The organism is Lacticaseibacillus huelsenbergensis, from assembly GCF_029726355.1.
GTDB classification, from domain to species: domain Bacteria; phylum Bacillota; class Bacilli; order Lactobacillales; family Lactobacillaceae; genus Lacticaseibacillus; species Lacticaseibacillus casei.
On record NZ_CP120687.1, the window covers coordinates 563,289 to 585,171 of the forward strand.

The 21,883-nt window shown below is 46.8% G+C and carries 21 protein-coding genes and 1 pseudogene; 6 read left to right on the forward strand and 16 right to left on the reverse strand.

The window, feature by feature from the left end; genetic code table 11:
* Window positions 1–94: 94 nt before the first annotated feature.
* The 5 genes from LHUE1_RS02505 to LHUE1_RS02525 all read right to left on the reverse strand — a co-directional run bounded on the left by LHUE1_RS02505 (window position 95) and on the right by LHUE1_RS02525 (window position 3,474).
* Entirely contained in the window at window positions 95–1,036 is a 942-nt protein-coding gene (locus tag LHUE1_RS02505) for a metal ABC transporter solute-binding protein, Zn/Mn family (protein WP_010492438.1), read from the reverse strand.
* On the reverse strand, window positions 1,033–1,926 hold the full coding sequence (locus tag LHUE1_RS02510) for a metal ABC transporter permease (RefSeq protein WP_049171910.1): 894 nt from the start codon (window positions 1,924–1,926) through the stop codon (window positions 1,033–1,035). The genes LHUE1_RS02505 and LHUE1_RS02510 overlap by 4 nt, the downstream gene beginning before the upstream one ends.
* Window positions 1,923–2,666, reverse strand: coding sequence for a metal ABC transporter ATP-binding protein (locus LHUE1_RS02515; protein ID WP_010492443.1), 744 nt, complete (start codon window positions 2,664–2,666; stop codon window positions 1,923–1,925). The genes LHUE1_RS02510 and LHUE1_RS02515 overlap by 4 nt, the downstream gene beginning before the upstream one ends.
* Before the next feature lie 342 nt (window positions 2,667–3,008).
* A complete protein-coding gene (gene rpsN / locus LHUE1_RS02520; protein ID WP_025012864.1) occupies window positions 3,009–3,278 on the reverse strand; it encodes a 30S ribosomal protein S14 in 270 nt (89 codons plus the stop codon).
* Window positions 3,279–3,354: 76 nt separating this feature from the next.
* A complete protein-coding gene (locus LHUE1_RS02525) occupies window positions 3,355–3,474 on the reverse strand; it encodes a putative metal homeostasis protein (protein ID WP_010492447.1) in 120 nt (39 codons plus the stop codon).
* Window positions 3,475–3,673: 199 nt separating this feature from the next.
* Here LHUE1_RS02525 and LHUE1_RS02530 point away from each other — a divergent pair, with 199 nt between their 5' ends.
* From LHUE1_RS02530 to LHUE1_RS02550, 5 genes are all read left to right on the forward strand, one after another.
* Window positions 3,674–4,603 (forward strand): metal ABC transporter solute-binding protein, Zn/Mn family, encoded by a 930-nt coding sequence (locus LHUE1_RS02530; RefSeq protein WP_049171909.1) that lies wholly within the window; start codon window positions 3,674–3,676, stop codon window positions 4,601–4,603.
* 401 nt (window positions 4,604–5,004) lie between these two features.
* On the forward strand, window positions 5,005–5,646 hold the full coding sequence (locus LHUE1_RS02535; RefSeq protein WP_010492451.1) for an NAD(P)H-binding protein: 642 nt from the start codon (window positions 5,005–5,007) through the stop codon (window positions 5,644–5,646).
* Between the two features lie 159 nt (window positions 5,647–5,805).
* Window positions 5,806–7,770 (forward strand): SpaA isopeptide-forming pilin-related protein, encoded by a 1,965-nt coding sequence (locus tag LHUE1_RS02540; protein WP_277848221.1) that lies wholly within the window; start codon window positions 5,806–5,808, stop codon window positions 7,768–7,770.
* Between the two features lie 210 nt (window positions 7,771–7,980).
* The gene (locus LHUE1_RS02545) at window positions 7,981–8,883 is read left to right on the forward strand and encodes a metal ABC transporter solute-binding protein (RefSeq protein WP_049171904.1); all 903 of its coding nucleotides are present in this window, start codon (window positions 7,981–7,983) and stop codon (window positions 8,881–8,883) included.
* A 202-nt stretch (window positions 8,884–9,085) separates the two neighbouring features.
* Window positions 9,086–9,235 (forward strand): hypothetical protein, encoded by a 150-nt coding sequence (locus tag LHUE1_RS02550; protein ID WP_041084771.1) that lies wholly within the window; start codon window positions 9,086–9,088, stop codon window positions 9,233–9,235.
* Between the two features lie 271 nt (window positions 9,236–9,506).
* Here the strand turns inward: LHUE1_RS02550 and LHUE1_RS02555 are convergent, their stop codons facing one another.
* The gene (locus LHUE1_RS02555) at window positions 9,507–11,021 is read right to left on the reverse strand and encodes an MFS transporter (protein WP_087912778.1); all 1,515 of its coding nucleotides are present in this window, start codon (window positions 11,019–11,021) and stop codon (window positions 9,507–9,509) included.
* A gap of 652 nt (window positions 11,022–11,673) precedes the next feature.
* On the opposite strand from LHUE1_RS02555, the gene LHUE1_RS02560 reads away from it, so the two are divergent.
* On the forward strand, window positions 11,674–14,412 hold the full coding sequence (locus LHUE1_RS02560; RefSeq protein ID WP_049171899.1) for a family 78 glycoside hydrolase catalytic domain: 2,739 nt from the start codon (window positions 11,674–11,676) through the stop codon (window positions 14,410–14,412).
* Window positions 14,413–14,535: 123 nt separating this feature from the next.
* Here the strand turns inward: LHUE1_RS02560 and LHUE1_RS02565 are convergent, their stop codons facing one another.
* The 10 genes and pseudogenes from LHUE1_RS02565 to LHUE1_RS02610 form a co-directional block, all read right to left on the reverse strand.
* Window positions 14,536–14,733, reverse strand: coding sequence for a hypothetical protein (locus tag LHUE1_RS02565; RefSeq protein WP_049171897.1), 198 nt, complete (start codon window positions 14,731–14,733; stop codon window positions 14,536–14,538).
* A 179-nt stretch (window positions 14,734–14,912) separates the two neighbouring features.
* Window positions 14,913–15,204, reverse strand: a pseudogene (locus tag LHUE1_RS02570) (hypothetical protein); the annotation flags it as partial.
* Window positions 15,191–15,466, reverse strand: a complete 276-nt coding sequence (locus tag LHUE1_RS02575; RefSeq protein ID WP_025012856.1) for a type II toxin-antitoxin system RelB/DinJ family antitoxin — start codon at window positions 15,464–15,466, stop codon at window positions 15,191–15,193. The gene LHUE1_RS02575 and the pseudogene LHUE1_RS02570, both read right to left, overlap by 14 nt.
* Window positions 15,467–16,190: 724 nt before the next feature.
* Window positions 16,191–16,439 (reverse strand): hypothetical protein, encoded by a 249-nt coding sequence (locus tag LHUE1_RS02580; protein WP_049171895.1) that lies wholly within the window; start codon window positions 16,437–16,439, stop codon window positions 16,191–16,193.
* Between the two features lie 79 nt (window positions 16,440–16,518).
* Complete coding sequence (locus LHUE1_RS02585) at window positions 16,519–16,767, reverse strand: hypothetical protein (protein WP_049171893.1); 249 nt, start codon at window positions 16,765–16,767, stop codon at window positions 16,519–16,521.
* A gap of 813 nt (window positions 16,768–17,580) precedes the next feature.
* Window positions 17,581–19,092, reverse strand: a complete 1,512-nt coding sequence (locus LHUE1_RS02590; RefSeq protein ID WP_217774500.1) for a hypothetical protein — start codon at window positions 19,090–19,092, stop codon at window positions 17,581–17,583.
* Window positions 19,093–19,097: 5 nt separating this feature from the next.
* Window positions 19,098–19,958 (reverse strand): ATP-binding cassette domain-containing protein, encoded by an 861-nt coding sequence (locus LHUE1_RS02595; RefSeq protein ID WP_217774499.1) that lies wholly within the window; start codon window positions 19,956–19,958, stop codon window positions 19,098–19,100.
* 21 nt (window positions 19,959–19,979) lie between these two features.
* Window positions 19,980–20,849: a DUF4097 family beta strand repeat-containing protein gene (locus tag LHUE1_RS02600; RefSeq protein ID WP_049171886.1), complete on the reverse strand. Its 870-nt coding sequence runs from the start codon at window positions 20,847–20,849 to the stop codon at window positions 19,980–19,982.
* On the reverse strand, window positions 20,846–21,466 hold the full coding sequence (locus tag LHUE1_RS02605; RefSeq protein WP_049171885.1) for a DUF1700 domain-containing protein: 621 nt from the start codon (window positions 21,464–21,466) through the stop codon (window positions 20,846–20,848). Before LHUE1_RS02605 ends, LHUE1_RS02600 begins: the two co-directional genes overlap by 4 nt.
* Window positions 21,463–21,801 carry a PadR family transcriptional regulator gene (locus LHUE1_RS02610; protein WP_049171883.1) on the reverse strand — a complete coding sequence of 113 codons (339 nt, stop codon included), beginning with the start codon at window positions 21,799–21,801 and terminating at the stop codon, window positions 21,463–21,465. The genes LHUE1_RS02605 and LHUE1_RS02610 overlap by 4 nt, the downstream gene beginning before the upstream one ends.
* Window positions 21,802–21,883 lie beyond the last annotated feature (82 nt).

Below are 21,883 nucleotides of genomic sequence, written 5' to 3' on the forward strand. Positions count from 1 at the left end.
CCGCGAGCAGCGCTGTTTTTGATGTGAATCAGACCAATTACTAGCCGACTTCACACATGAGCATGTCTCTGTACTTTATCAAAGGCTTCGAGCGCTACCCCGCCAAGCCATCGTGGATCTTGTCGAGATTCCACTTCATCATCGTATAATAAGTGTCGCCTTGCTTGCCTTTCGCCGCAAGGGAGTCGGTGAAGATCTTGGAATAGATTGAAAGTCCGGTTTCTTTAGCTACTTTGTTCATCGACTTCGGTGAGACCGATGTTTCGACGAATAAATGTTTAACTTCTGACGACCGGATCTTAGCCAAAACCGTTTGCATTTGTTCTGGCGTCCCTTGAGCTTCGGTGTTGATTTCCCAGATATAGGCTGGAGTCACGTGATAAGCCTTGGAGAAGTACTTAAAAGCACCTTCTGATGTTACCAAAACGCGTTGCTTTTCTGGAATGTCCAGGAAGCGTGATTGCGCCGTTTTATGCAGCTTTTGTAACTTGGCAACATACTGATCACTGTTCTTCTGATAATAATCGGCATTCTTGGCATCTTTTTCCTTAAGCACCTTGGTGATGGTCTTAACGTATTGAATCCCGTTAGCCAAATCCAGCCACGCATGCGGATCTTCTTCCTTGACGTTGGTTGTCAAATGTTCTGGTGTGACCCCGGCACTTGCGGAAAAGACGTCCTTACCAAAAGCTTTGTGTGATGTTTTGACTAGTTTCTTGAACCAGCCATTGCCACCGGTTTCGAGATTCAAGCCATTATGGAAAACAAGATTGGCTTCGCTGGTTGCTGCAACGTCGGTTGGTCGCGGTTCGTATTCATGGGGATCCGTTCCGCGTTTCACAATACTATAAAGCTTGATCCGCTCACCACCGACATTTTGCACCATATCTTCGAGAATCGAGTTGGTTGTCACAACCCGTAACTTTTGGCCGGTGCTGGCAGCGTCTTTTTGCGCATTACTGCGGCTATTGACGAACCAAAATACGCCACCGATCATAACAATTAACGCGCCAACTGTGATTAAAATCTTTTTCATCGAACAATCTCCTCCGCTGTCTGAGTCGTCGCGGCTTCCTTGGTCCGCTGACGCTTGCTAAAACTAAAGAATGCTTGTTTTGGCGAGAAAATAAATGAGATAGCGAATAGGACGGCGGCTACGAGCACGATGGCCGGACCGGATGCCCAGTTCAAAGTAAAGCTGAAGTACAGGCCCGTGATGGATGAGATCACACCCACACTAGCTGCCATGACAAGCATGGTTTCGAGGCGGTCGGTCCACAAGAAGGCCGTTGCCGCCGGGGTGATCAGCATCGCAACCACCAGAATGATCCCGACTGTCTGCAAGGCCGAAACTGTCACCAAAGTCAAAACGAGCATCAAGGCATAGTGAATTGCTGTGGTGTTCAAGCCATACGTCTTGGCGAAGGTGTTATCAAAGGACGTGATCAACAATTCCTTATAAAACAGAACCACAAACAGGACGACGATGCCTAAGACGATCGCGGTGGTCATGATGTCGCTATCGCTAACCGCCAAAATATTACCGAACAAAATGTGGTGTAAATTCGTGGCGCTTTCTGCCATCGAAATCAAAATGAATCCTAAGGCATAAAACGCACTGAACACGACGCCAATCGAGGTATCGGTTTTAATCTTGCTGTTAGCGGCTACAAAACCGATTAATAAGGCGGCAATAATTCCAAATACTGAAGCGCCGATCATCACGTTGACGCCCAGCATATAGGCAACCGCTACACCCGGAAGCACCGCATGGGAGATCGCATCGCCCATCAACGACATGCCGCGCAAAATAATGAAGCTACCGATCAATCCGGACATGATACCAACCATAATCGCGGTCACTAATGCGCTTTGCAGAAAGTCATACTTGCCTAACGCGTTAAAAAATTCAATCAATGAGTTCATGCGCTCGCCCCCTCCTTAGTTGCAAACAATACATTGGAAAGGTCCGCCGAGAATGCCCGTTCAATATTCCGAGCCGTATAAACTTCTTCAACCGGTCCTTCAGCAATAATGCCGTGGTTCATGACGACAAGTTCGTCAAAATAATTCGATACCTTATTCAAATCGTGATGCACGACGATTAATGTTTTACCGGCATCCCGCCACTGGTTCAGAATCGTCATGATCTCTTGCTCACTTTTCATGTCAATACCGACAAATGGTTCGTCGAGAATCATGATGTCAGCTTGCTGGACGATCGCCCGTGCAACAAAGACCCGCTGTAGCTGGCCACCGGACAACTGACTGATTTGACGTTTGGTAAATTCCTCCAATCCCACTTGTTCAAGCGCATCATAGGCTGCCTGACGTTCTTTTTTCCCGGGACTTTTCAATAAACCCAAGCGCCCATACGTCCCGGTCAGCACCAGATCCAGAACATTAATCGGAAATGTCAGATCCAGATCTTTACGCTGTTCAACATAAGCAATGGCTTGCTGGACTTCTTTGAGTGTTTTGCCAGAAAAGTCCACTGTTCCTGATTGGACCTTGATCAAGCCCAGTATGGCTTTGATCAAGGTCGATTTACCTGCTCCGTTAGGCCCAATGATCCCGGTGATCTTGCCTGCGTTAAAATGAACGGCAACATCAGCAAACACCGGTGTGTCAGCGTAGGCAACGGTCAGGTTCTTGACTGTTAACATAAGAACCTCCAATTTTAGGGTGACCTAATTTGCTTTCATCTTTAGCTTACAGAAAACCACGCCTACTGACAAGTGTTTTTTAAGGCATACTTAAAAAATATTGGCAACTCATTTAAAGTTATAACTCGTTAACCAAATTTCTTCGTGATGACTGCTGATTAAGCTAAATTAATAAGCAATGAAATCGAATACATAAATTCATCGCTATTAGCCATAAAAAAAGCCCCATGAGCAATCTCATTGATTGTTCATAGGACTGTGTTTATCACTATGTTATTTTAAGCATTTTCACGGCTCAATGTCTCGCTAAAAGCAATGAATCTTTTCAGCGGTACGCCACTACTACCAACTAGCTTTGCGGACACCCGGAATCTGTCCTTTGTGTGCCAACTCGCGAAAGTTGAGTCGGGAAAGACCGAATTTACGCATATACGCATGCGGGCGGCCATCCAATGCATCACGATGGTGTAGTCGAACCGGACTCGAATCACGCGGCAATTTGCTAAGTCCGATGTAATCACCTTTTGCTTTGAGTTCCGCACGCTTCGCCGCATACTGTTGAACTAATTTTTCCTGGCGCTCGGCCTTGGCGATCTTTGATTTTTTTGCCATTCGCTTACCTCTTTCTGTTATGAAGTGACCACACTGTCATTGCTGGTTTCGCAAATTGACAGGCGTATACTTCCTTTTATCGATTCTTTTGTTGTTTGCGTTTTGCCTCATGTAAAATCTTCAAGGCGCGCTTACGGGTTTTAATGTTTGGGCTTTTCATACGCCGCCGTGCACTCGCCAAATCGGTTTTTTCCAAAATTTTTCAGCTCCTTTTAATCGTAATCATTACGCTTAAACGACGGATTTAACCTTATCATGCCGGCCTTTTTGCTGTCAATGAAATTTTGGCAGCAATTGTTTTCGGATTAGAATTTAAAAATTTTGCTTGTCAATTTGCTTCGCTTGCTTTATGGTTTAAAGCGTAATGATTACGTTTTGGAAGGAAGCGGGTATTTATGATGAAGCGATTACTTGCAGGTATCAGTGTCGTACTGCTAGCCATTTTCGGCGTAGCGTGCGGCAATAATGGTGCCGCAAAGCAATCCAACTCTAGCAACAGCAAAATTCAGGTTGTTGCCAGCGTCGATTTTTATGGTGAGGTTGCCAAAGCAGTTGGTGGTAACAAGGTTTCGGTTCAGTCGATTATCGACAATCCGGCGGTGGATCCGCACGATTATGAACCAACTACTAAAGTCGGCAAGTCAGTTGCACAATCCGATTTAGTGGTTGCCAGCGGTATCGGCTATGACGGCTGGATGGACAAGGTTGTTAAGTCCGAAAACAAGTCGAAAAATTACTTAAAAGTTGCTGACGATCTGATGGGCAAAAAGGAAGGCGACAACGAACATATCTGGTATGATCCGCGAACCATGCCGAAGTTGGCTAATGCCTTAGCCGACAGGTTCGCCAAGAAGGACCCGGCTGACAAGGCTAAGTTCAAAGCCAACGCGAAGAAGTATATCGCCTCCTTGGATGATCTCAACGCTTTAATCAACAAACTAAAGGCTAATGCAAATGGCAAACTCGTTGACGTTTCCGAACCAGTCTTCGGCTATGCCTTGGATTACATGGGTTATAAAGTCAACGATGAACACTTCTCCAAGTCTACTGAAGACGGTACCGATTACAGTGCCAAGGATATCCACGGTATCGAAACCGACATTAAAGAAAAGAAGATTGCCTTCTTCGTTAATAACATCCAGGCATCTTCCAAGACTGTAACACGTTTGGTTAAATTAGCCGAACAGAACAATGTTCCGGTCTTAAAGGTTACCGAAACGCTGCCAAAAGGTAAAAACTACCGCACTTGGATGACAAGCCAATATGAGCAGCTTGAAAAAATCCAGGATCAGTCATCATCCAGCGCCACTTCGGTAAGCAAATAACCTCTTTCTGGCCACGAGGGTTTGCCACACTTTTTCTCCTTTACTTTTAATTTCGGCAAGACACATCCCCTGTCGAATTCGTCAATCGCTTAGCTTTGATTACATGACAAACCATAGCTCCGGGTCAAAAGCACCGGACAACCCCGGCCAGAAGGAAAGCACGCATCGTAAACGGTGCGTGCTTTTTTTGTGTGAGCGTGAGTCGGCGCGTTTAGGGGTCGGAGTGTAAGCGGCCTCAGGCGCGATGACCCGGGCTTGCTCATTGCGACTGAGGTCCTTACACGCAGACTCCTGCGCCAGCGAACGCGTTATAGAAGCCAACACCTCCCTTCCGCCGCCTTCCACCCAAAATCGACAGTGTTACAATAAAATTGACTTACGAACAAGAAAGGAAGATGACCATGGCAAATGTCATGATTCTAGGCGCCCACGGACAAATTGCAACATTGGTACGCCAGCGCCTGTTGAAAGAAACTCAGCATCATCTTAACTTGTTTCTGCGTCACGCTGAGCGGCTGCAAAACGTTAATGACCAGCGGGAAACCGTTGTTGACGGAGATGTCACCGACACTCCCCTTCTGACAAAAGCCATGAACGGCAGTGATCTTGTCTATGCCAATCTAGGCAACAAAGGCATTGAAAACCAAGCCAAGTCAGTGGTCCAAGCCATGGATGCCAACAACATTAAACGGTTAATCTGGATTTCAACGCTGGGCATTTATGATGAAGTTCCCGGTGCATTTGGCCGCTGGAATCACAAAATGTTAGACGGTGGCTATCTGGAAACTTATGCGGCGGCCGCTAAAGTCATTGAGACGTCTGATTTAGCTTATACGATTATCCGTCCGGCATGGCTGTCCAACAAAAATATCGTGAGCTACGAGATCACCCAAAAAGGTGAGCCGTTCAAGGGAACAGAGGTTTCACGCCGCAGCATCGCGGATCTAGTCGTCAATTTAATCAACGATCCTAGCCAGCACATTGGTCAATCACTTGGGGTTGACCAACCGAATACGCAAGGTGACAAACCTTCCTTCTATTGAAACCCGTTCTTTGCCAATTAAAAAAGATTTCACCGGAAGCCTGCTCAGTAGGTAGCAACTTTTGAAGAAGACTCGGCGAATTTTTTTATATTATTAATTCCATAAACCGCGATCTGATATAAATAAATTGGAATCTAATTTTTAAGAGGGAATGTATCTATGCAAATTCAAAACCGCATCCGAAAATATACGTCGAGTTGGTTACTGTTAACGCTGCTGCTTGCAAGTCTAACGTTCTTGTTCAGCCCGCTAATCAGCCCGCCGACCGTCGTTGATGCGGGAAAGAATGTCCCGGTTTCTGGTTTAAATCGCAATGATGCAACGATTACCGACATTAATCAAAAAGATGTGACCCATACAGCGCGTCTTTCACGAGGCCAGCTTTATTACTTAACGTACCATTGGCAAATTTCCGATGGGGTCACCGTTAATGCCGGCGACACTGCCGAATTTTCACTGCCATCATCGGTGTTGCCGCAATCCGACATTAGCTTCAAAATATTAAACCCCGGCACCCAGGAAACGATTGGCAATGTTTTTGTTAAAGCAGGCAGCTCCCAAGGGCTCATCACCTTTACCGACTTTTTCAGCCAAAAGACGGTCAAACGCGAAGGCACCTTAAAACTCCAAGTCAATGGCCGCTTTAACGATCCCGATCACCAGCAGGTTAGCTGGTATATCAATAAAGCCGGCTGGGTGGTGACGCCGCCTAAGGGTAATCATGCAGCTGATTCGAACCAATATGTCGATTCACTGGGCAGACCAAAACTCTTTCAATGGCAAATCACGTTAAACCCTCAAGGCAAAACTATCCACGATGTTGTCCTGCACGATACTTTGGATGCAGGTCAGAAATTTGATACTTCGCATGCATTGACCGCAGCCACTGGCACGTACAGTCAGAATGCCTTTCATCAAAATGGTACGATTAAAGTTGCTCCTCAAGTAAACGGTCGGGAAATGACGATCCCCTTAGGTACCATTACCACAGCCGTTGAAGTCAGCTTATGGACCAATCCGCTTTCAACCAGTTTTGGCAGTTTTAGCGGTGACAAGAACACCTGGAACAATCAGGTCACGGCAACAGGCTCGCAAGATAGCGGGCTGAATCCAACTGCCAAGGGTCAAATCACTTGGAATAACACTGGTGTTGGTATTGGCTCAGTCAGTCAGGTGAAGCTAACTAAAGTAGGTGCGACAAGACCGCAGCAACCATTAAAAGGAGAAACTTTTGCACTTTACCGCAATGATGGCAAACTTGTTAAAAACGGGCTGACGACTGACAAGAATGGCAGCTTATCAATTTCTCAGTTACTGGCTGGTCAGTATCAGTTTCTCGAAACCAAAGCACTCGCTGGCTACCGACTCAACCGACAGCCAATTAAATTCACTTTGACCAAAGATCATCCGCGGGTGGCCATCAAGTCAGCTGATATGCCGATAGCACCTGCTTCATCATCAAATTCATCGAGCACTTCCAATTCGTCTGCATCATCGGCAAAGCCATCTTCTAAAGTATCGAGCAGCTCTAAGCCATCAAAACCTTCGTCTGAAGCCTCAAGAAGTTCAAAACCATCAGAGCCCTCGTCTAAGGCATCCAGCAGTTCAGAAACTTCAGAACCTTCATCTAAAGCACCGAGCAGCAGCACCAAGCCGTCTAACCTGCCGTCAATGCCATCAAGCACGCAGTCATCTGCATCTTCCTCAAGCCATCAGGTTGCCTCTTCTAAATCGAGTTCGTCAGTTCCTGAATCAGCTTCCAGTACTGGGTCAAGTGATTCATCAGCAAGTCTTAAGCCATCAATGGGCGCTTCTTCATCAGCCCCTACTAGAGAATCCGCCAGTTCGACCTCTGAAAGTCATACGTCTCAGCCAGCCAAATCTGCAGTAACTTCTTCGGTAGCCAGTTCCGATACAGCTTTGCCAACGGACTCAGACACGAACACGCAATCCGGGCAAAACGATTCCTCAACTGAAACAATTAATCCCCACGGCAAGCACGCCTCCAAGCGATGGATGATCCTACCCAATACAGGTGAACGCCTTGTAAGCGCCCTGTCCACTGCGATCGGCATCGTGTTAACTGTACTCGGTAGCGTTCTGTTCTTTAAGAATCATCGATAAACATCAATTCAAACGCTTTTACTGAAAAGAATAGGCCAAATCAAGGGCTTATTCTTTTTCTCGTCTTTAGAACAAAACCGCGGTCATCTTTGATTCGATTATGGATCCCTCAAGACTGACAGCTGATCAAACGAATATTTTACTTGCGTCTATAGCCCTCAGTACGCTACGCTTATGCTCGTAACGATTACGGTTAAAGGGGTTTTACGAATGATGAAACGAGTATTGACAGTCATCAGTCTACTATTGTTGTCGGTTGTGGCAGGCGCTTGTGGCACAACCGCTAAGCCGTCCGGTGACAATGATAAAATTCAAGTTGTCGCTTCTGCAGATTTTTACGGTGAGGTCGCCAAAGCTGTCGGCGGCAAACAAGTGCAAGTCACTTCGATTATTGACAACCCGGCAATTGATCCCCACGATTACGAACCGACCACCCAAGTCGGCAAGCAGATGGCCACTGCCGACTTAGTAATTGCTAATGGCATCGGCTACGACGGCTGGATGACCAAATTGATCAAGTCCGAGAACAAGTCGAAACAGTCTTTACAGGTCGCGGAAGATATCATGGGTAAACATGAAGGCGACAATGAGCACATCTGGTACGATCCGCGAACCATGCCGAAACTTGCAAACGCGCTAGCTGCCAGATTTGCAAAACAGAATCCAGACAAAAAGGCGACGTTTAAAGCTAACGCCAAGCACTATATTGCTTCACTTGGTAAACTCAATGACCTGATCGGAAAACTTAGGCAAAATGCCAAAGGCAAGAAAGTAGATGTTTCCGAACCGGTCTTCGGTTATGCGCTCGATTACCTCGGCTATCAGATCAACAACCGCCATTTTGCCCAGGCGACTGAAGAAGGTACCGATTATAGCGCTAAAGATATTCATAGCGTCGAAGAAGACATTAAAACAAAGAAAATTGCCTTTTTCGTTAACAATAGTCAAGCCAGTTCTAAAGTTGTCGATAGTTTCATTAAACTCGCAAAAGAAAATAAGGTTCCGGTTCTGAATGTCACCGAAACTCTTCCTAAAGGCAAAAACTATCGCAGCTGGATGCTCGGTCAGTATCAGCAGTTAGAAAAGATTCAAACCCAAACAGGTGCTAAGTAATTTTGACCGCCAATCGCTCCGATTTCGCTGTTTATTTTAGGAACTTTTCTTGGTCGCTTGTGAAACATTGTAACATCTGCAATCTTTTCGTAAACTTTTTGCAATGAATGCGTTTTCATTTGCCCCAGACCGATTGAATTTCCTTGACATAGCTCCTACAATGTAATTGTAAACAGGAGCAACCAAAGGGGAGATGTTTCTAATGTCACTGATCAAGCATACTTTTAAACGCGTTGAGCATCTGATCGCCACACCACGCGATCCCCACGAAGAAGAACAAGCCCGTTTGCAGGCTGACTTGTTCTACACAAATCTCAGTAGCCTACAACCAAAAACAAATGCAAGATTTTGATTGATGGTTACCACAGTTGTGGCTGTCTCGACGTTGGTTGAGGCGGCTTTTTTCTTTTACTAACAATTCGGTGCAGCAAAAACGGCACGAAAAAACCCGCATTCACCTGAACACGGGTTTTTCATTTTGCCATGTACATCGGATTTATGTTTCCGGTGGCCATGGTTTACGTTGTGCGTTGTTCCGCTCGTTGCGGCAGAATTGATTGAATTGGGAGTGAATCAAATGACAACGCTCTCTAAAGCCTTTTTTGAGTAGCTGCGTGAACACCTCAGACGATGTTGTTGTGGCCCCAAAGATGGTCATACTTAAATCCGGTTAGGTTTTCAACTTGCGCTTTAACCTTCGGATCAACATCGGACATCTTACCACCGGCCTTCAGACGATCGATTTCGTCACGCAGAACCTTGTGACTTTCACGATCCAATTTGAAGAAGTAAGAAGTGACAAATGCCAAGAGCAGCATGAGAGCGGTACCAAGCAGCATCCATAAGATCAAACCGTTTAACGCGCCTGCACTTTGGCTTTTGGCTGATTCATTGAAGCCAAATGCTGATAGCACAATCCCGGTTAAGAACGGTGCCAGTGCAGAAGTGGTCTTGCGAGCAAACGTCATGATGCCGGCAAAAATACCTTCGCGCCGTTGTTTGGTGACCATTTCATCCACATCAGGAATGAAGGTGTAAACCGTCCACGGAACATAACCGGTACCAGAGTTTGAAATGCCCCACGTAACCTGAAGTGCGTACAAGGTCATGATGCCCCAGCTGGTACCTGCAGCCGAACCATAATAAAGACCGGCATAGCAAGCAACCGTAAAGAACATCATTAAGTACATAATCCGCAATAACTTAGACGGGCCAAGTTTGCTCATGATCTTCGGCCAGAACAGGTTACATGGAATACCAATGATTGAACCAACTGTCAGGATGTTCGAAGCTTCGGTTGGGTTACTCTGCATCGCATAAACAATGTAGAAGACATACGTCGCACCCACAATATCGCGGGCGGTAAATGAACTAAGATAAATAACTAAGTGAAGTGCAAAGGACTTGATTCGGAAAACCGAACCCATATCCTTAATCATGTTCCAAAGCGTTACCAAAGGATTTTCGCCTTTGTTGCGGCTTTCTTCGATGATCGCTTTACGTTCTTCAGGCGTACCGTCAGTTTCCCGCTCGAAAGTGGAGAAGTAGGTTAAGCCGATCGCAAGAATAAAGATGATGGCTAGGACAATACCAAGCGTTAAGAACGCGTTGGGATTGTTTTTACCCATAATAGCAAAGATCCGACCTGGCAACCATGATGCAAGGAACGTTGCAAGCGCTGACCAAAGCATCCGGGAACTGGACAAACGAGCTTTCATATCGTAATCATCTGTCATTTCAGCAGCTAAGGTCTCATAAGGAATCATGACCAGCGCCGTGAATGCTTCCATGAGCAGATAGGTAAACAGATAATACCAGAAGCCCATATGTGAAACCCAGATGACAACGTAGATAAACATTAACGGAATGGAGATCAGCAGGAAGAATCGTCTGCGTCCAAATCTCCGTCCCATTTTAGTTGCGCCAAAATGATCGGTTAAATACCCCATCAATGGACTAATTAATGAGTCAGCTACACGAGCAATGGCAAGAATCGTACCACCAAGGACTGGTGACAAGCCACCAAAGGATGTGTAGAAGAAAAGCATCCACGTTGAGGCAACCGTTAGCGCCCCATTACCAAATAAATCTGCGGCGCCGTAACCAATAACATTACGCCACCGGACTTTCCTCTTCACGATGAAAGACCTCCCTGTTTGATTAACAACAAATATGAATCCGAATCCGCTTTTCGTAAACGTTTACAAAAATGAGATTAACATCGTTTTCGTAAAACCGCTACCAAAATTAGGAGATTTTAGTAAAAGAGACGCGATTGCTATTGATATGTCCCAAAACCGGAACAAATCTACAGGGTCCGTTCATTTTGAGCCATCTGTCTTCATATTTGTTTAACAATGACGACTAGCCAAAAATCGATACCACTTACTCACTAATAGCCATCTGTCCAATCGGCAGGGTTTATAATCCCTGTCGCGAAAACTTGTGAAACATGCGGCAAGTGCTTCTTAAAACATAGACCTTTTTACTAGAATGACCCGGAATTTACCGGTATCGACCATTGTTTCGAAGTTTCTCTTCACGCTGTTCGTCAAAAAAAGCGCCTGTTTTGGTCGCGTATTTTCACTTTGGGACAATGAAATACTAAGTTTGGAACAAATACACATTTCGCCAATCCTACTATTCTCGAGAATAGGTGATATTACGCAATTTATGCTCGCCTAGTCGCTTTGATTTTTAGTAAACGCTTAAACGCCATATTGATTTTTCAATATTTACAACGTACGCTAAGAAAAAGCGTTCTTTACTTATAAAGGAGTAAGTTAAATCATGTCAAACATAACAGCAGCATTGTACGCGCCAGATCATTTAAGCGTTAACTTGCAGCACTTTGCCTATAACGTTCAGCAACATCCCCGCTTCAGTTGGTGGAATCATAGTAGTTTCTCTGATGCCTCCCAAGCGGCGTATCAGCTAGTTGTCTTCAAGCGGCTTCAGGATCGCGATCACCAAACCTACCTATACGACAGCGGCTGGGTCCATTCAGCACAAAACTCAGCCGTCACTGCTGCAGACTTAGCAGACAGCTTGCATCCTGGCGATCTCTATTACTGGCAGGTCCGGATTAAAGACAATCTTGGCCATACCAGTGATTTCTCACAGCCAGCGAAATTCATTTGTGCTGACCCCGCACTGCCCGTTCAGCAAGGCATCTGGCGGCAATCGCAACCAAAATCTGGTGAAGAACTAGCCCATATCGGTAACGTCGTCTTTCTTCACAGTCCGCAGTTGACCATTGACACGAACGATGTCGACACGGCAGTTGTGGTTGCCTTCGCGCGCGGCAATGAACCGATTTTTGCCCAAAGCTTTGACCTATACGTTAATGGCCACTGCCTCGGGGTCGGTTCCGCGCGTCAGCAAGAACACGATCACGGCACGGACCGCACGGCAGTTTACTATAATGTCTACGACGCCACTGATTACCTGGAAAGTGGTACCAATACGGTAGCAGCGCTGGCAACCGGCAGTTCAGACCGACGCGCTTTTTGGTGCCAGTTGATTGTGTACAAACATGACGGTACCAAAGAAGTCGTCACCACAGCTGATCCTAGCTGGCGGGCGCTGGACGGCAGCAGTGCTTTTGGCGACTTCGGGGTCAAAATCCGCTCCCAATATTTTGGCATGGTCAGTGAAAATATCGATATGCGCTACTACCCACAAAACTGGGCAAGCAAGACCTTCGATGACCATGATTGGCCAGCTGCTTGGCGCAACCCGCAACCGATGATCACTGATGACGAAGTGCTGGTTCCCTATCGCAGTGAAAATACCGAGCGCATTGAGGTCCATGACGCCAATAAACGTATCGTCACTTTTTCACCGCAAAATCGGTTAATCGATCTAGGTAAAGAAATTATCGGCGGCTTGACCGTTGATCTTGCCAGTGACACGGATCAACGCGTGACTGTACTGATGGGTGAACAACTCGAAGACAACGGCCACGTTCGCCACGATATGGCTTGCGGCCCTGACTATGTTGAAAATTGGACGCTGGTCAAGGGTGAAAATCATTTCACCACTTTGCAAATGAAAAATTTCCGCTATGTTGAACTGCTTGGTTTCGAAGGTGACCTACACCTCGATGCCATTAATGGCTGGGCCATGCAGCAACATTTTCCGGATGACGAAAGCAGTTTTCAAAGCGATAGCGACCTGCTAAACCGTGAATACGAGCTATCTAAGTACACGATTAAGGCCACTAATCAGGATGTTTTTGTTGACTCGCAGGCTCGTGAACGGCGGCCGTATGAAGGCGACTTGTTGGTTAACGCGAATACAAGCTACACAGTATCCGCGAATTATTCACTGGCCCGCCACTCCTTGGATTATTTAATCGACAACCCGACCTGGCCGGAAGATTACAAGCTGTTCGCAATTGAAATGGCTTGGCTTGATTTTCTTTACACCGGCGACGATACGCTACTCAAGACCCGTTACACGGCCTTGCAATACAAGCTCAACCGCGGCAAGTCTGCCGAAAGTTTTGACGGCGCATCGCAGAGTTTCAAAGGCTCACTGAAAAATAGCAAAGGTGTCGACAACTTCGATGAAAAAGTCGGATTAGTCACTAACGACGGTCTGGTTGACTGGCCAATTTCGGAACGCGATGGCTTTGTGGAAGGCACCTATAATACCCCGTTCAACGCCATTTTCTACGGTGCTTACTCGACCATGGGCAAAATCGCCAAGGTTCTGCATCATGACGACGACGCAGCGCACTATCAAGATCGGGCAGCGACGATTAAAAAGAATCTGATCGATAAGTTGTACGATGACCAGACAGGCCGATTCTTTGATTCCCTGAATGCTGACCAAACCATCAACCGCCATACTTCGCACCATGCTTCAGCCTATGCGCTTTGCTATGGCGTGTATACTAACCAGGCAATGGCTGATCGTTTGAGCCAGTTTGTCGCTAACGACGGCCAATTCGTCGGTAGCATTTACTTTATCTACTTCATGCTCAAAGGCCTGTTCGAATCCGGTCACGCGGCAGACGCGATTACGTTGCTGACAGACCCGAACGATCAAAAGGATCACAAATCATTCGCCGCGATTCTCGACAGTCTGAAAGCCACCATCGCCCCGGAAGCTTGGAGCAATCACTACAAGCCGAACCTAACATTGTCCCATCCGTGGGGTGCCACCCCGGGATTGACCATTGTTCAGGGCATTGCGGGCATCATGCCAATCGAACCCGGATTTTCTACATTCAGAATCAAAGTTCGTGCGGGCAACCTGACCCACCTGAACCTCACCACCCCGTCCGTGAAGGGCCTCATCACCGTTCATTATCAGCAAGACGCAGGCAACCAAACTCTAGAAGTTGCCGTACCGATGAATGCAAAAGCACAAGTCGAACTCCCCGCCCAAGCCCAACAAGTAGCCGTGCAGGATCAATTCGGCAAGGATTGGACAATCGCTGTCCAGCGCGATGATCAGACCTTGACCATTCCGGCCGGCAGCTACCGGATTACTTATCAACAAGGTACTGTGCGTAAGTGATGCGCATGTGTTTAAAAAGGCACTTGATCAAAAAGAAGACACCGTAGTCTCTGTGTCTACATGAAAATGCCCTGAAATTCCATTTTATTTGGAATTCCAGGGCATTTTAGTTTGAAGTTGATATTACGAGAGTGGATCATAGTTCTGCTGACTTGGTTTTAATTTATTTTCGGATATTTCGATTTCCTCGGCTGAATAACTGGGTGGTGTTGGGATTTTCCGGGTGTGGTATACAAAACCGGGGTCATTTCCAGCTAGTAGTGCTTCAAGCTCGTTAATCCCTCGCCGCACCTTGCTGGTTGATTTTACATTATTATTCATTCTAAATACTCCTCAGCTTTTTGCTTTCCGATGCTTAGACAAACCGAGTGCACCGAAGAAACTCGAAACGACCAACAAGTGACGCCTACTGTGCTTATCTCGTTGAGCTAAGACCGATTAACGATTGGACCGCTTCTTTTGAGCCTCTTTGAAGCGCGTATTGAAACGATCTAGGTCGATTTGATCACGTGGGGTCAAATGTCCGATTTCTTTAAAATGCAAGCCATGCTTAGGAAAACTATAAAGACGACCAATATCAATCCACGAGGGTTGTCTAAGACCGACGACCTGCCAGTCTTGAATCTGATAATACTGTCGTCGAATAAAAACTGACTTATTTGCATACTTAGTCGTGATCTTGAAACCCGTGACGCGCGTTTCTGTCACACTTCGAACTAACACCGGCCGCTTTTTACCTCCGCTACCTTCGACAAAAGCAACATAAAGACTCACGAGATCATTCGTCTTCATTGAGCCACTCATCGACTTCTTTCGCGTCCTTGAAAACTGTTACTGGTGTATCTTCAGTGCTTTTAAGGAAATGTAAAGTCGCTTTCTCATTCTCGGTTAAAGCCGGCTTAAACGGTAGCGCACCAGTAGCAACAATTCGCTTATACAACATCGTGATTGCTGTCGTTTGCGTCAATCCGAGCCGCTCCAAGACCTGCTCAGTATCGTCGGCTAGTTCCTTATCAACTTGAACCTGTATCCGCTTCTTCTCTTGAACCGCCATGGTAAACATCACCTTCTTGTAGTTTGTACTCATTATATACTACTTTTTCAGTATAAAACAGTATCAACTCTGCGTCTGCATAAAAAAGTGCCTTGAAATTCCAGATTGTTAGGAGTTTCAGGGCATTTTAGTTTGAAGCTGGTATTATGTACCCAGCCTCTTTCCGTAGTTCGTAGAAAATCATATTTCGCCACATTCCAAGAAAGTCAGATAAACTTGCTTGCTTCTTTGGAAATCTGTGCAATTACCTGAATAAGTCTACGTGTGGGACCCTTTAGACGATGCTTACCAGATTCCCATGCGTCAGCAGTTTTTGGTGAAACTGCAATAATTTGTGCAAAAACCGTTGCGTGGCTGGGATTTGTTTCCAGATTTTTTTGATTTTATCAGCCGAGCAATTGAGTGGTGTTGGGATTTTTCGAATGCGAAATACAAAGCCTAACTCTTTTCCATTTCAGTAGTACATCAAGCTCGTTCATTTCTCGCTGAACCTTAATGGCTGATTTGACATTGTTGTTCACCTTAACGCTCAGCTTTTTGATTACCGTTTCCAAGTTTGTTTTCTTTCGCGCAGTATATTTACCTTGTCGCCCTTAGTAAGGCTGACAAAAACTTGCTTGGCCTCGTAAAAATTATGATATCTTTTTGTGTCCGGACGAAGATGAATGAAATATAGCTCAAGGGGGTGACTGCTGGAAGTACCTGTTGCTTTTGCACAAACTCGTTAGAAATTTCGTGCAAAATACCAAAGTATGACAAGTTGAATAAAGGTGAAAGAAAGATCATAGGCCAATGCCCATTGATTGTTCTCCGCTGTCAGGAAATACGCACCAAAGTTGGCAGTAATCAACAGGACATTGATAATCCAGATTAACCCCTTTGTCCTTTTATCAAGTTTGCCTTTGGATGTTTTAAGAATCCAAATGATGACGATCGTGGTAAAAACAATTTGAGTTGCATCATCAATGTTCATTCGCCCACCCCTAGACATCTAAGTGACGTTGTTCACCACGCGTCTTCCGAAAGTGACTTCAGACTTTTAAAATGAATCTTTAGAAATTCCTTGCAAAAGACCACATGATGACTAACTGGATAAAGGCAAATGTGTAATTATAGGCGATCGCCCACTGGCTTCGCTCAGTCACAATGATATAGCCTGCAACATTTCCAACAATCACTAAGATGACAACAATCCAAATGAGTTCCTTCGTTCTGCGATCAATCTTGCCCTTCGATGTCGCAATAATCCAGATAATCACGACTGGGGCGAACATAATTTGAACGATATCCCAGAAAGTCATTTCAAGTCAGCTCCCTGTATCCTAATCGTGCCAGACATAGATTCTTCCCAGTACAAAGCTCTTGCACAAATGTAATCTATACCCATCCATTCATATCGGTCAACAAATTATACCCGTTCTTCCATTATTGATTTATCAACATTTAAGCATCTTATATTTAAAAGAGAATCTATAAGTTTTTTATTATTTATACATCAAGATTCTCACTATGTTGATGCTCTAGCTTTAAACTTCTCCAATTCTAAACTACCCGAGGCAAATAACTTTCAATTTCACCTAGAAATCGCTATCATAAAGTCACCGGAGCACAGACTCCGTATAAATTTATTGGACTTCGAGTCCGTAGTATCGGCAACGATACTTGATGCCTGCCATAATGATGGCGAAAGGCATTTCTGTGGCTTGATAAACAAACCACAGTGGCAACCTTATCCTTTTGGATGGGGTTGCTTTTTTGGTGAGCGCGAACAGAAGCGTTTAGAAATCGGAGCATAAGTGGCCCCAAGCATAAATGGCTGGGCTTTGGCCATTTATGCTTGGGGTCCTTATGTGGAGATTTCTGCGACTGTGAGCGCGTTATAGAAAGCGGAAGTCTGGTCTCACATTTGCCTAAAATAGAATCATCTTCCACTGAAACTATTTGGCGATTGCGACCAAGGTCCTTACACGCAGGCTTCTGCGCCGGGGAGCGCGTTATGGTGAGCGTGAACCGACGCAATTAGAAGTCGGCGTGAAGATAGCTTTGGACGAGATGACTTCCACCCTGGCAAGCACATCATATTAAGCATTCACCCCTTCCCAATATTCACACCATCAAGCCAAACTTCGCCGGCGGTTCGCAAGCTCCGTCAACGCCAAGCCGACGATGAACAGCCCCGCAAAGACAACACAAACGATCAAGGAAAAATGCGTTGGGCTGATCATTCCGGTAAGACCATTCATGTAGAAAAACCAGAATAGCGCCATCAGCAACGCTAGCAAATGCCCTGAGTTTAGCAAGCTTCCCATCCCTTGCGCCAATGCAACTGTCGCTACGGCTACGAGTATCAGCTGAAGCGCGACACTAGGCTTCCGGACGATGAAAGGTACCATGATGACCAGTGCCAATCCGCCGCTGACCAACAATTCGGCCCATTTTTGGTGTTGAATCGCTGCCGGCACCGTATGCAGCCATGACTGCCAGCCGCGTGGTGATGAGCCTAATGCACTCAGCCATGGCAAGGCCAAAAGCCATACGATCGGCAAGCCCGCTTCTTGTTGTGCTGCGGTGGGAACAAACCAGACAAGCAACCAACTGCCTAGCAAAAGCGCGCGATAACGCCACGAACCGATGTGCCACTGACGTTTTGCTTCCACCTGCAGGAGTTGCAGCCACTGAAAATGTCCAGCCTGAATGGGAACATAGTCTGCTGGTACTGAAGCGCTAGATGCTGGCGCTTGGACTTGATGTCTTACTTTTAGTCCGCCGGTTTGCCGCGCCTTGTGCATCAGCAATGCCGCCACCAACGCAATGCCTACCGCAATCAATACCTCACCGAGCATAAAGGCCAATGTTGTCCGGTCAAATGCCACGGGGCCAAAATGTAGCGACAGCTTGCCTTGCTGTCCTGCATAACTGCTGAACATTTGAATCCCATCGATCGGGCGACCGATGACATGTTCACTAGCGCGACTGACCGTATCTTGCAGTGACGTCAAGCCGCTGAGACTCAACAAGCGATGCCAAAATGCATGCGGCTCTGATAGCTGCGTGGCATACACATACAAGAGGCCGAACATAAAGACTGTGACCAACCCACTGCTGCGTTTAGCCGTGACGCTTTCGACCAGCAATGCCAGCGCCGCAATCAACGCCATACTTGGCAACAAGGCCAGAAACGGCGAAAGGAAGGTAGCAAAACTGATACCTTGTCCGGGAAACCGGATCACCACCATCAAACCTGTAGCCAGCAGTGTTACGAACCACATTGACAGCAACACCAAAAAGTTGCCAACAAATAAAGCCAGTCCATACGATATCCGCGCAAACCGCGTTGTCGCAATCCATGGCCATACGCCACTGGTACGATCGGTTTGCAGCGCATTTTCAACCGCGCCGACGCCAAAGAATGGCAACGTGAATCCGAAAATCAGGGCAGCACAGATTGGCAACCAAGTCGGATTATCCGCCTGCCGAAAAATCTTAGGATCTAACGATAGGATTTTAATACCGGTGTTAAACCGCGGGGTACACAGAATCGCTAACACGACCACTGTCCCGATCATCAGCCAGAATGAGTGCTGGCGGGCTCTTTCTTTGAACGATGTTTTGATCATGGTTAACATGCTGATCACCGGCTTTCCAAAGCACTTAACGTTGCATCTTCCAACGTGGGCGTCACCGCTACTGCCTGAGGTGTTGGTGATTGCTTGGCAACGGTTCGAATATGAATGCCATCAGTGGCTTGCCGCATTTCGCTCATCGCCTGATCGGTCTGCGGTTCCGTTCCTTGTGGCAGCACATACTCCCACACGTGACCCGTTGCGGCTTGAATCAGTGCCGGTGCGGTGCCCTGGAAGACCAACTGCCCGTCTTTTAGCAACAACAATTGACTGGCAACGGCTTCGACATCTGAAACAATGTGCGTCGACAACAAGACAATTCGCGTTTGGGCCAGTTCACTTAATAAGTTGCGCATCATAATCCGCTCAATCGGATCAAGTCCGGCAGATGGTTCGTCGACAATAATGATTTGGGGATTGCCTAACAATGCGGCCGCCAAACCCACACGTTGCCGCATACCACCGGAAAAACCGCCTAAACGTGCATGGGCGACACCTTGCAAATGCATTTGCTGCAACAACGCCTTGATTTGGCGATTAGCCTTGGTCGTTGGCAACCCTTTGAGTGCGGACAAATATTGCAAATACTCCGTCGCGTTCAACTGCGGAATAATCGGTACAGTCTGTGGCATATAACCCAATACCCGCCGCATTTTGCCAGGATGCCGTAAAATGCTTTGACCATTCAGCAAAACATCCCCAGCCGTGGGGCGCATTAACGTCGCCAAAATTTTCATAAACGTCGACTTGCCTGCGCCATTTGGCCCAATCAAGCCAACCAAACCGCCGCTTTCAATCGTCACCGAAACATGATTCAATGCCATTTTATTGTGAAATTGCATGGTCAAATTTTTTGTTGTAAGTTTCATAAAAATCAACCTCCGAACGCGTTATTTCACCTGATTGTCGCCATTGTGCGTGACTAAGCGGAGCTGCGTATCTGCTCGTCGGTTATAAGTGACGTTGTTTTCAGTTGTGGCGCGTGTAAATACCTTGTTATCACCGGAACCGGTCTGTAATGCGTAGCCACTCTGCTTATCTGCGCCAGTGACGACATTATCGCCATAGGTATTGTTAACCTGATTTTTCCCTTTCAGCTCAGTGTGCGTCATGTGAAAATCGCCACTGCTCAAAGTAAATTGCCCCTGATTGATCGTGCTGTCGGTGACAAACAGATCGCCGTATTTCGTCGTGACTTTTGGTTCATGCAATGTTGCGTTCGTCACGCGGACATTGCCGGAGTCTGACTGCAATTGCAACTGCGCCTGCTGAACATGGCTGACCGTCATATCCCCGCTGGTTGCACTGAGCTTAAGTCGAGTGGTTTTGGCAACGGCATACGTCAAGTTACCGGAGCTAGTGTGGACCGTTGCCGCTGTGATGGCTTGATCGCGCGGAACTGTAATCGTAATTTGCGGTGCGCGTGTCTGGCCGAGCATCATGCCAAAAATCGGCTTTCCTTTTTGCGTTAACTTGAGCTGACCGGAACGAACCGTCTGCATAACGTGTCCTGATCCAACTGAGGTGACTTCAACGCGATACTGCGCGCCGGTTTTCACGACCACGTCCATATCATTAGCAGTCACCGAGAGTCGTGAGAACGGTTTGACCTGTTGCGTTTTGGTCGTCGGGTTGGCAATAATGGGTTGCCCGTGTACCACCGCAATTGGCTGCAACCCATCGTGAGCGGCACCGATGCCAAGCATGGCCAAGCCAAGTACAATTAGTAGCGCCCCAATTGCGAGTAATCTTTTCATCATAATTGGGTCACCTCCAAATGTTGCTTGCGGATGCGTCGATAGATCCACCGGAAGAAGCGGGCCACCACGTTAAACATGCCTTGCGTCGTCCATTTCAATAACGGTATCAGGAATAGTCCCACGCCAATCGCTGCTATCCCTAAGCCCATGTAGCTCAACGCCACCATGGGATGAGCCAGCAGGAACAGCCCGGCGAAGATCGAGAAGGCGCCGACGCCCAAGCCCAGACCAGTGGCACCGGCAAGCACCAGCAGAATCGCCAAACTGACTGCGGCAATCACAATCAACAGTGCCAAAACGATAACAAACAACGCAATAGCAACCGGAACCGTCATCGGTGCTGACAAAATCGCCAATACAATGGTCTTGATTTGCCGAGCATTTGCTTTAGGCGACGCCGCGGAGCCAGAAGCCGTGCTGCTTTTAATCGCATAATCTGCCAAAATCTGACGACCAAGCTGCTGCGGTGTGCCGAGCGCCTTGGTAATTGCATCGCCGTCCGTCAAGCCGCCATCTTCGGCATAATCCTGAAAAAAGGCAACGGCTTCTGTCCGTTCATCGCCGGTTAGCGGTGACAGTATTTGCATTAATGCCTGAAAATAAGCTTCACTACTCATGACCGTTTCTCCTCCTTCGCTTGGTTACCTGCGTCGGGCAGAAAATGCTCAATCTGCTGCTTAAAAGTCTGCCAATTGGTTTCGGTTTCCTGTAACAACTTGGATCCGACAGGCGTAATCCGATAATAACGGCGATTGCGCCCTTCGTATGGCTGATCGTAAGTCGTTAACGCACCTTGAGCTTTTAGGCGGCGCAACACCGGATACAACGTGGAAGGGGAAATGCTGATCACCGCTTGTATTTGTTGGGTCAGTGCGTATCCGTATGCATCGGATTGTTGCAACACGGCGAGCACAATGCCATCTAATAGTTCCGCACTGAGCGGCATACCCATGAACCCAACCTCCTTCCTTATTACATCATCGCCTATATTATACGTCATATAATATCATATGCAAGAAAGCTAAGCGAAAAAG

Coding starts and splice junctions, on each gene's coding strand:
- LHUE1_RS02505 (WP_010492438.1), bottom strand. CDS start 1,036: ATGAAAAAGATTTTAATCACAGTTGGCGCGTTAATTGTTATGATCGGT.
- LHUE1_RS02510 (WP_049171910.1), bottom strand. CDS start 1,926: ATGAACTCATTGATTGAATTTTTTAACGCGTTAGGCAAGTATGACTTT.
- LHUE1_RS02515 (WP_010492443.1), bottom strand. CDS start 2,666: ATGTTAACAGTCAAGAACCTGACCGTTGCCTACGCTGACACACCGGTG.
- rpsN (WP_025012864.1), bottom strand. CDS start 3,278: ATGGCAAAAAAATCAAAGATCGCCAAGGCCGAGCGCCAGGAAAAATTA.
- LHUE1_RS02530 (WP_049171909.1), top strand. CDS start 3,674: ATGATGAAGCGATTACTTGCAGGTATCAGTGTCGTACTGCTAGCCATT.
- LHUE1_RS02535 (WP_010492451.1), top strand. CDS start 5,005: ATGGCAAATGTCATGATTCTAGGCGCCCACGGACAAATTGCAACATTG.
- LHUE1_RS02540 (WP_277848221.1), top strand. CDS start 5,806: ATGCAAATTCAAAACCGCATCCGAAAATATACGTCGAGTTGGTTACTG.
- LHUE1_RS02545 (WP_049171904.1), top strand. CDS start 7,981: ATGATGAAACGAGTATTGACAGTCATCAGTCTACTATTGTTGTCGGTT.
- LHUE1_RS02550 (WP_041084771.1), top strand. CDS start 9,086: ATGTCACTGATCAAGCATACTTTTAAACGCGTTGAGCATCTGATCGCC.
- LHUE1_RS02560 (WP_049171899.1), top strand. CDS start 11,674: ATGTCAAACATAACAGCAGCATTGTACGCGCCAGATCATTTAAGCGTT.
- LHUE1_RS02565 (WP_049171897.1), bottom strand. CDS start 14,733: ATGAATAATAATGTAAAATCAACCAGCAAGGTGCGGCGAGGGATTAAC.
- LHUE1_RS02575 (WP_025012856.1), bottom strand. CDS start 15,466: ATGGCGGTTCAAGAGAAGAAGCGGATACAGGTTCAAGTTGATAAGGAA.
- LHUE1_RS02580 (WP_049171895.1), bottom strand. CDS start 16,439: ATGAACATTGATGATGCAACTCAAATTGTTTTTACCACGATCGTCATC.
- LHUE1_RS02585 (WP_049171893.1), bottom strand. CDS start 16,767: ATGACTTTCTGGGATATCGTTCAAATTATGTTCGCCCCAGTCGTGATT.
- LHUE1_RS02590 (WP_217774500.1), bottom strand. CDS start 19,092: ATGTTAACCATGATCAAAACATCGTTCAAAGAAAGAGCCCGCCAGCAC.
- LHUE1_RS02595 (WP_217774499.1), bottom strand. CDS start 19,958: ATGAAACTTACAACAAAAAATTTGACCATGCAATTTCACAATAAAATG.
- LHUE1_RS02600 (WP_049171886.1), bottom strand. CDS start 20,849: ATGATGAAAAGATTACTCGCAATTGGGGCGCTACTAATTGTACTTGGC.
- LHUE1_RS02605 (WP_049171885.1), bottom strand. CDS start 21,466: ATGAGTAGTGAAGCTTATTTTCAGGCATTAATGCAAATACTGTCACCG.
- LHUE1_RS02610 (WP_049171883.1), bottom strand. CDS start 21,801: ATGGGTATGCCGCTCAGTGCGGAACTATTAGATGGCATTGTGCTCGCC.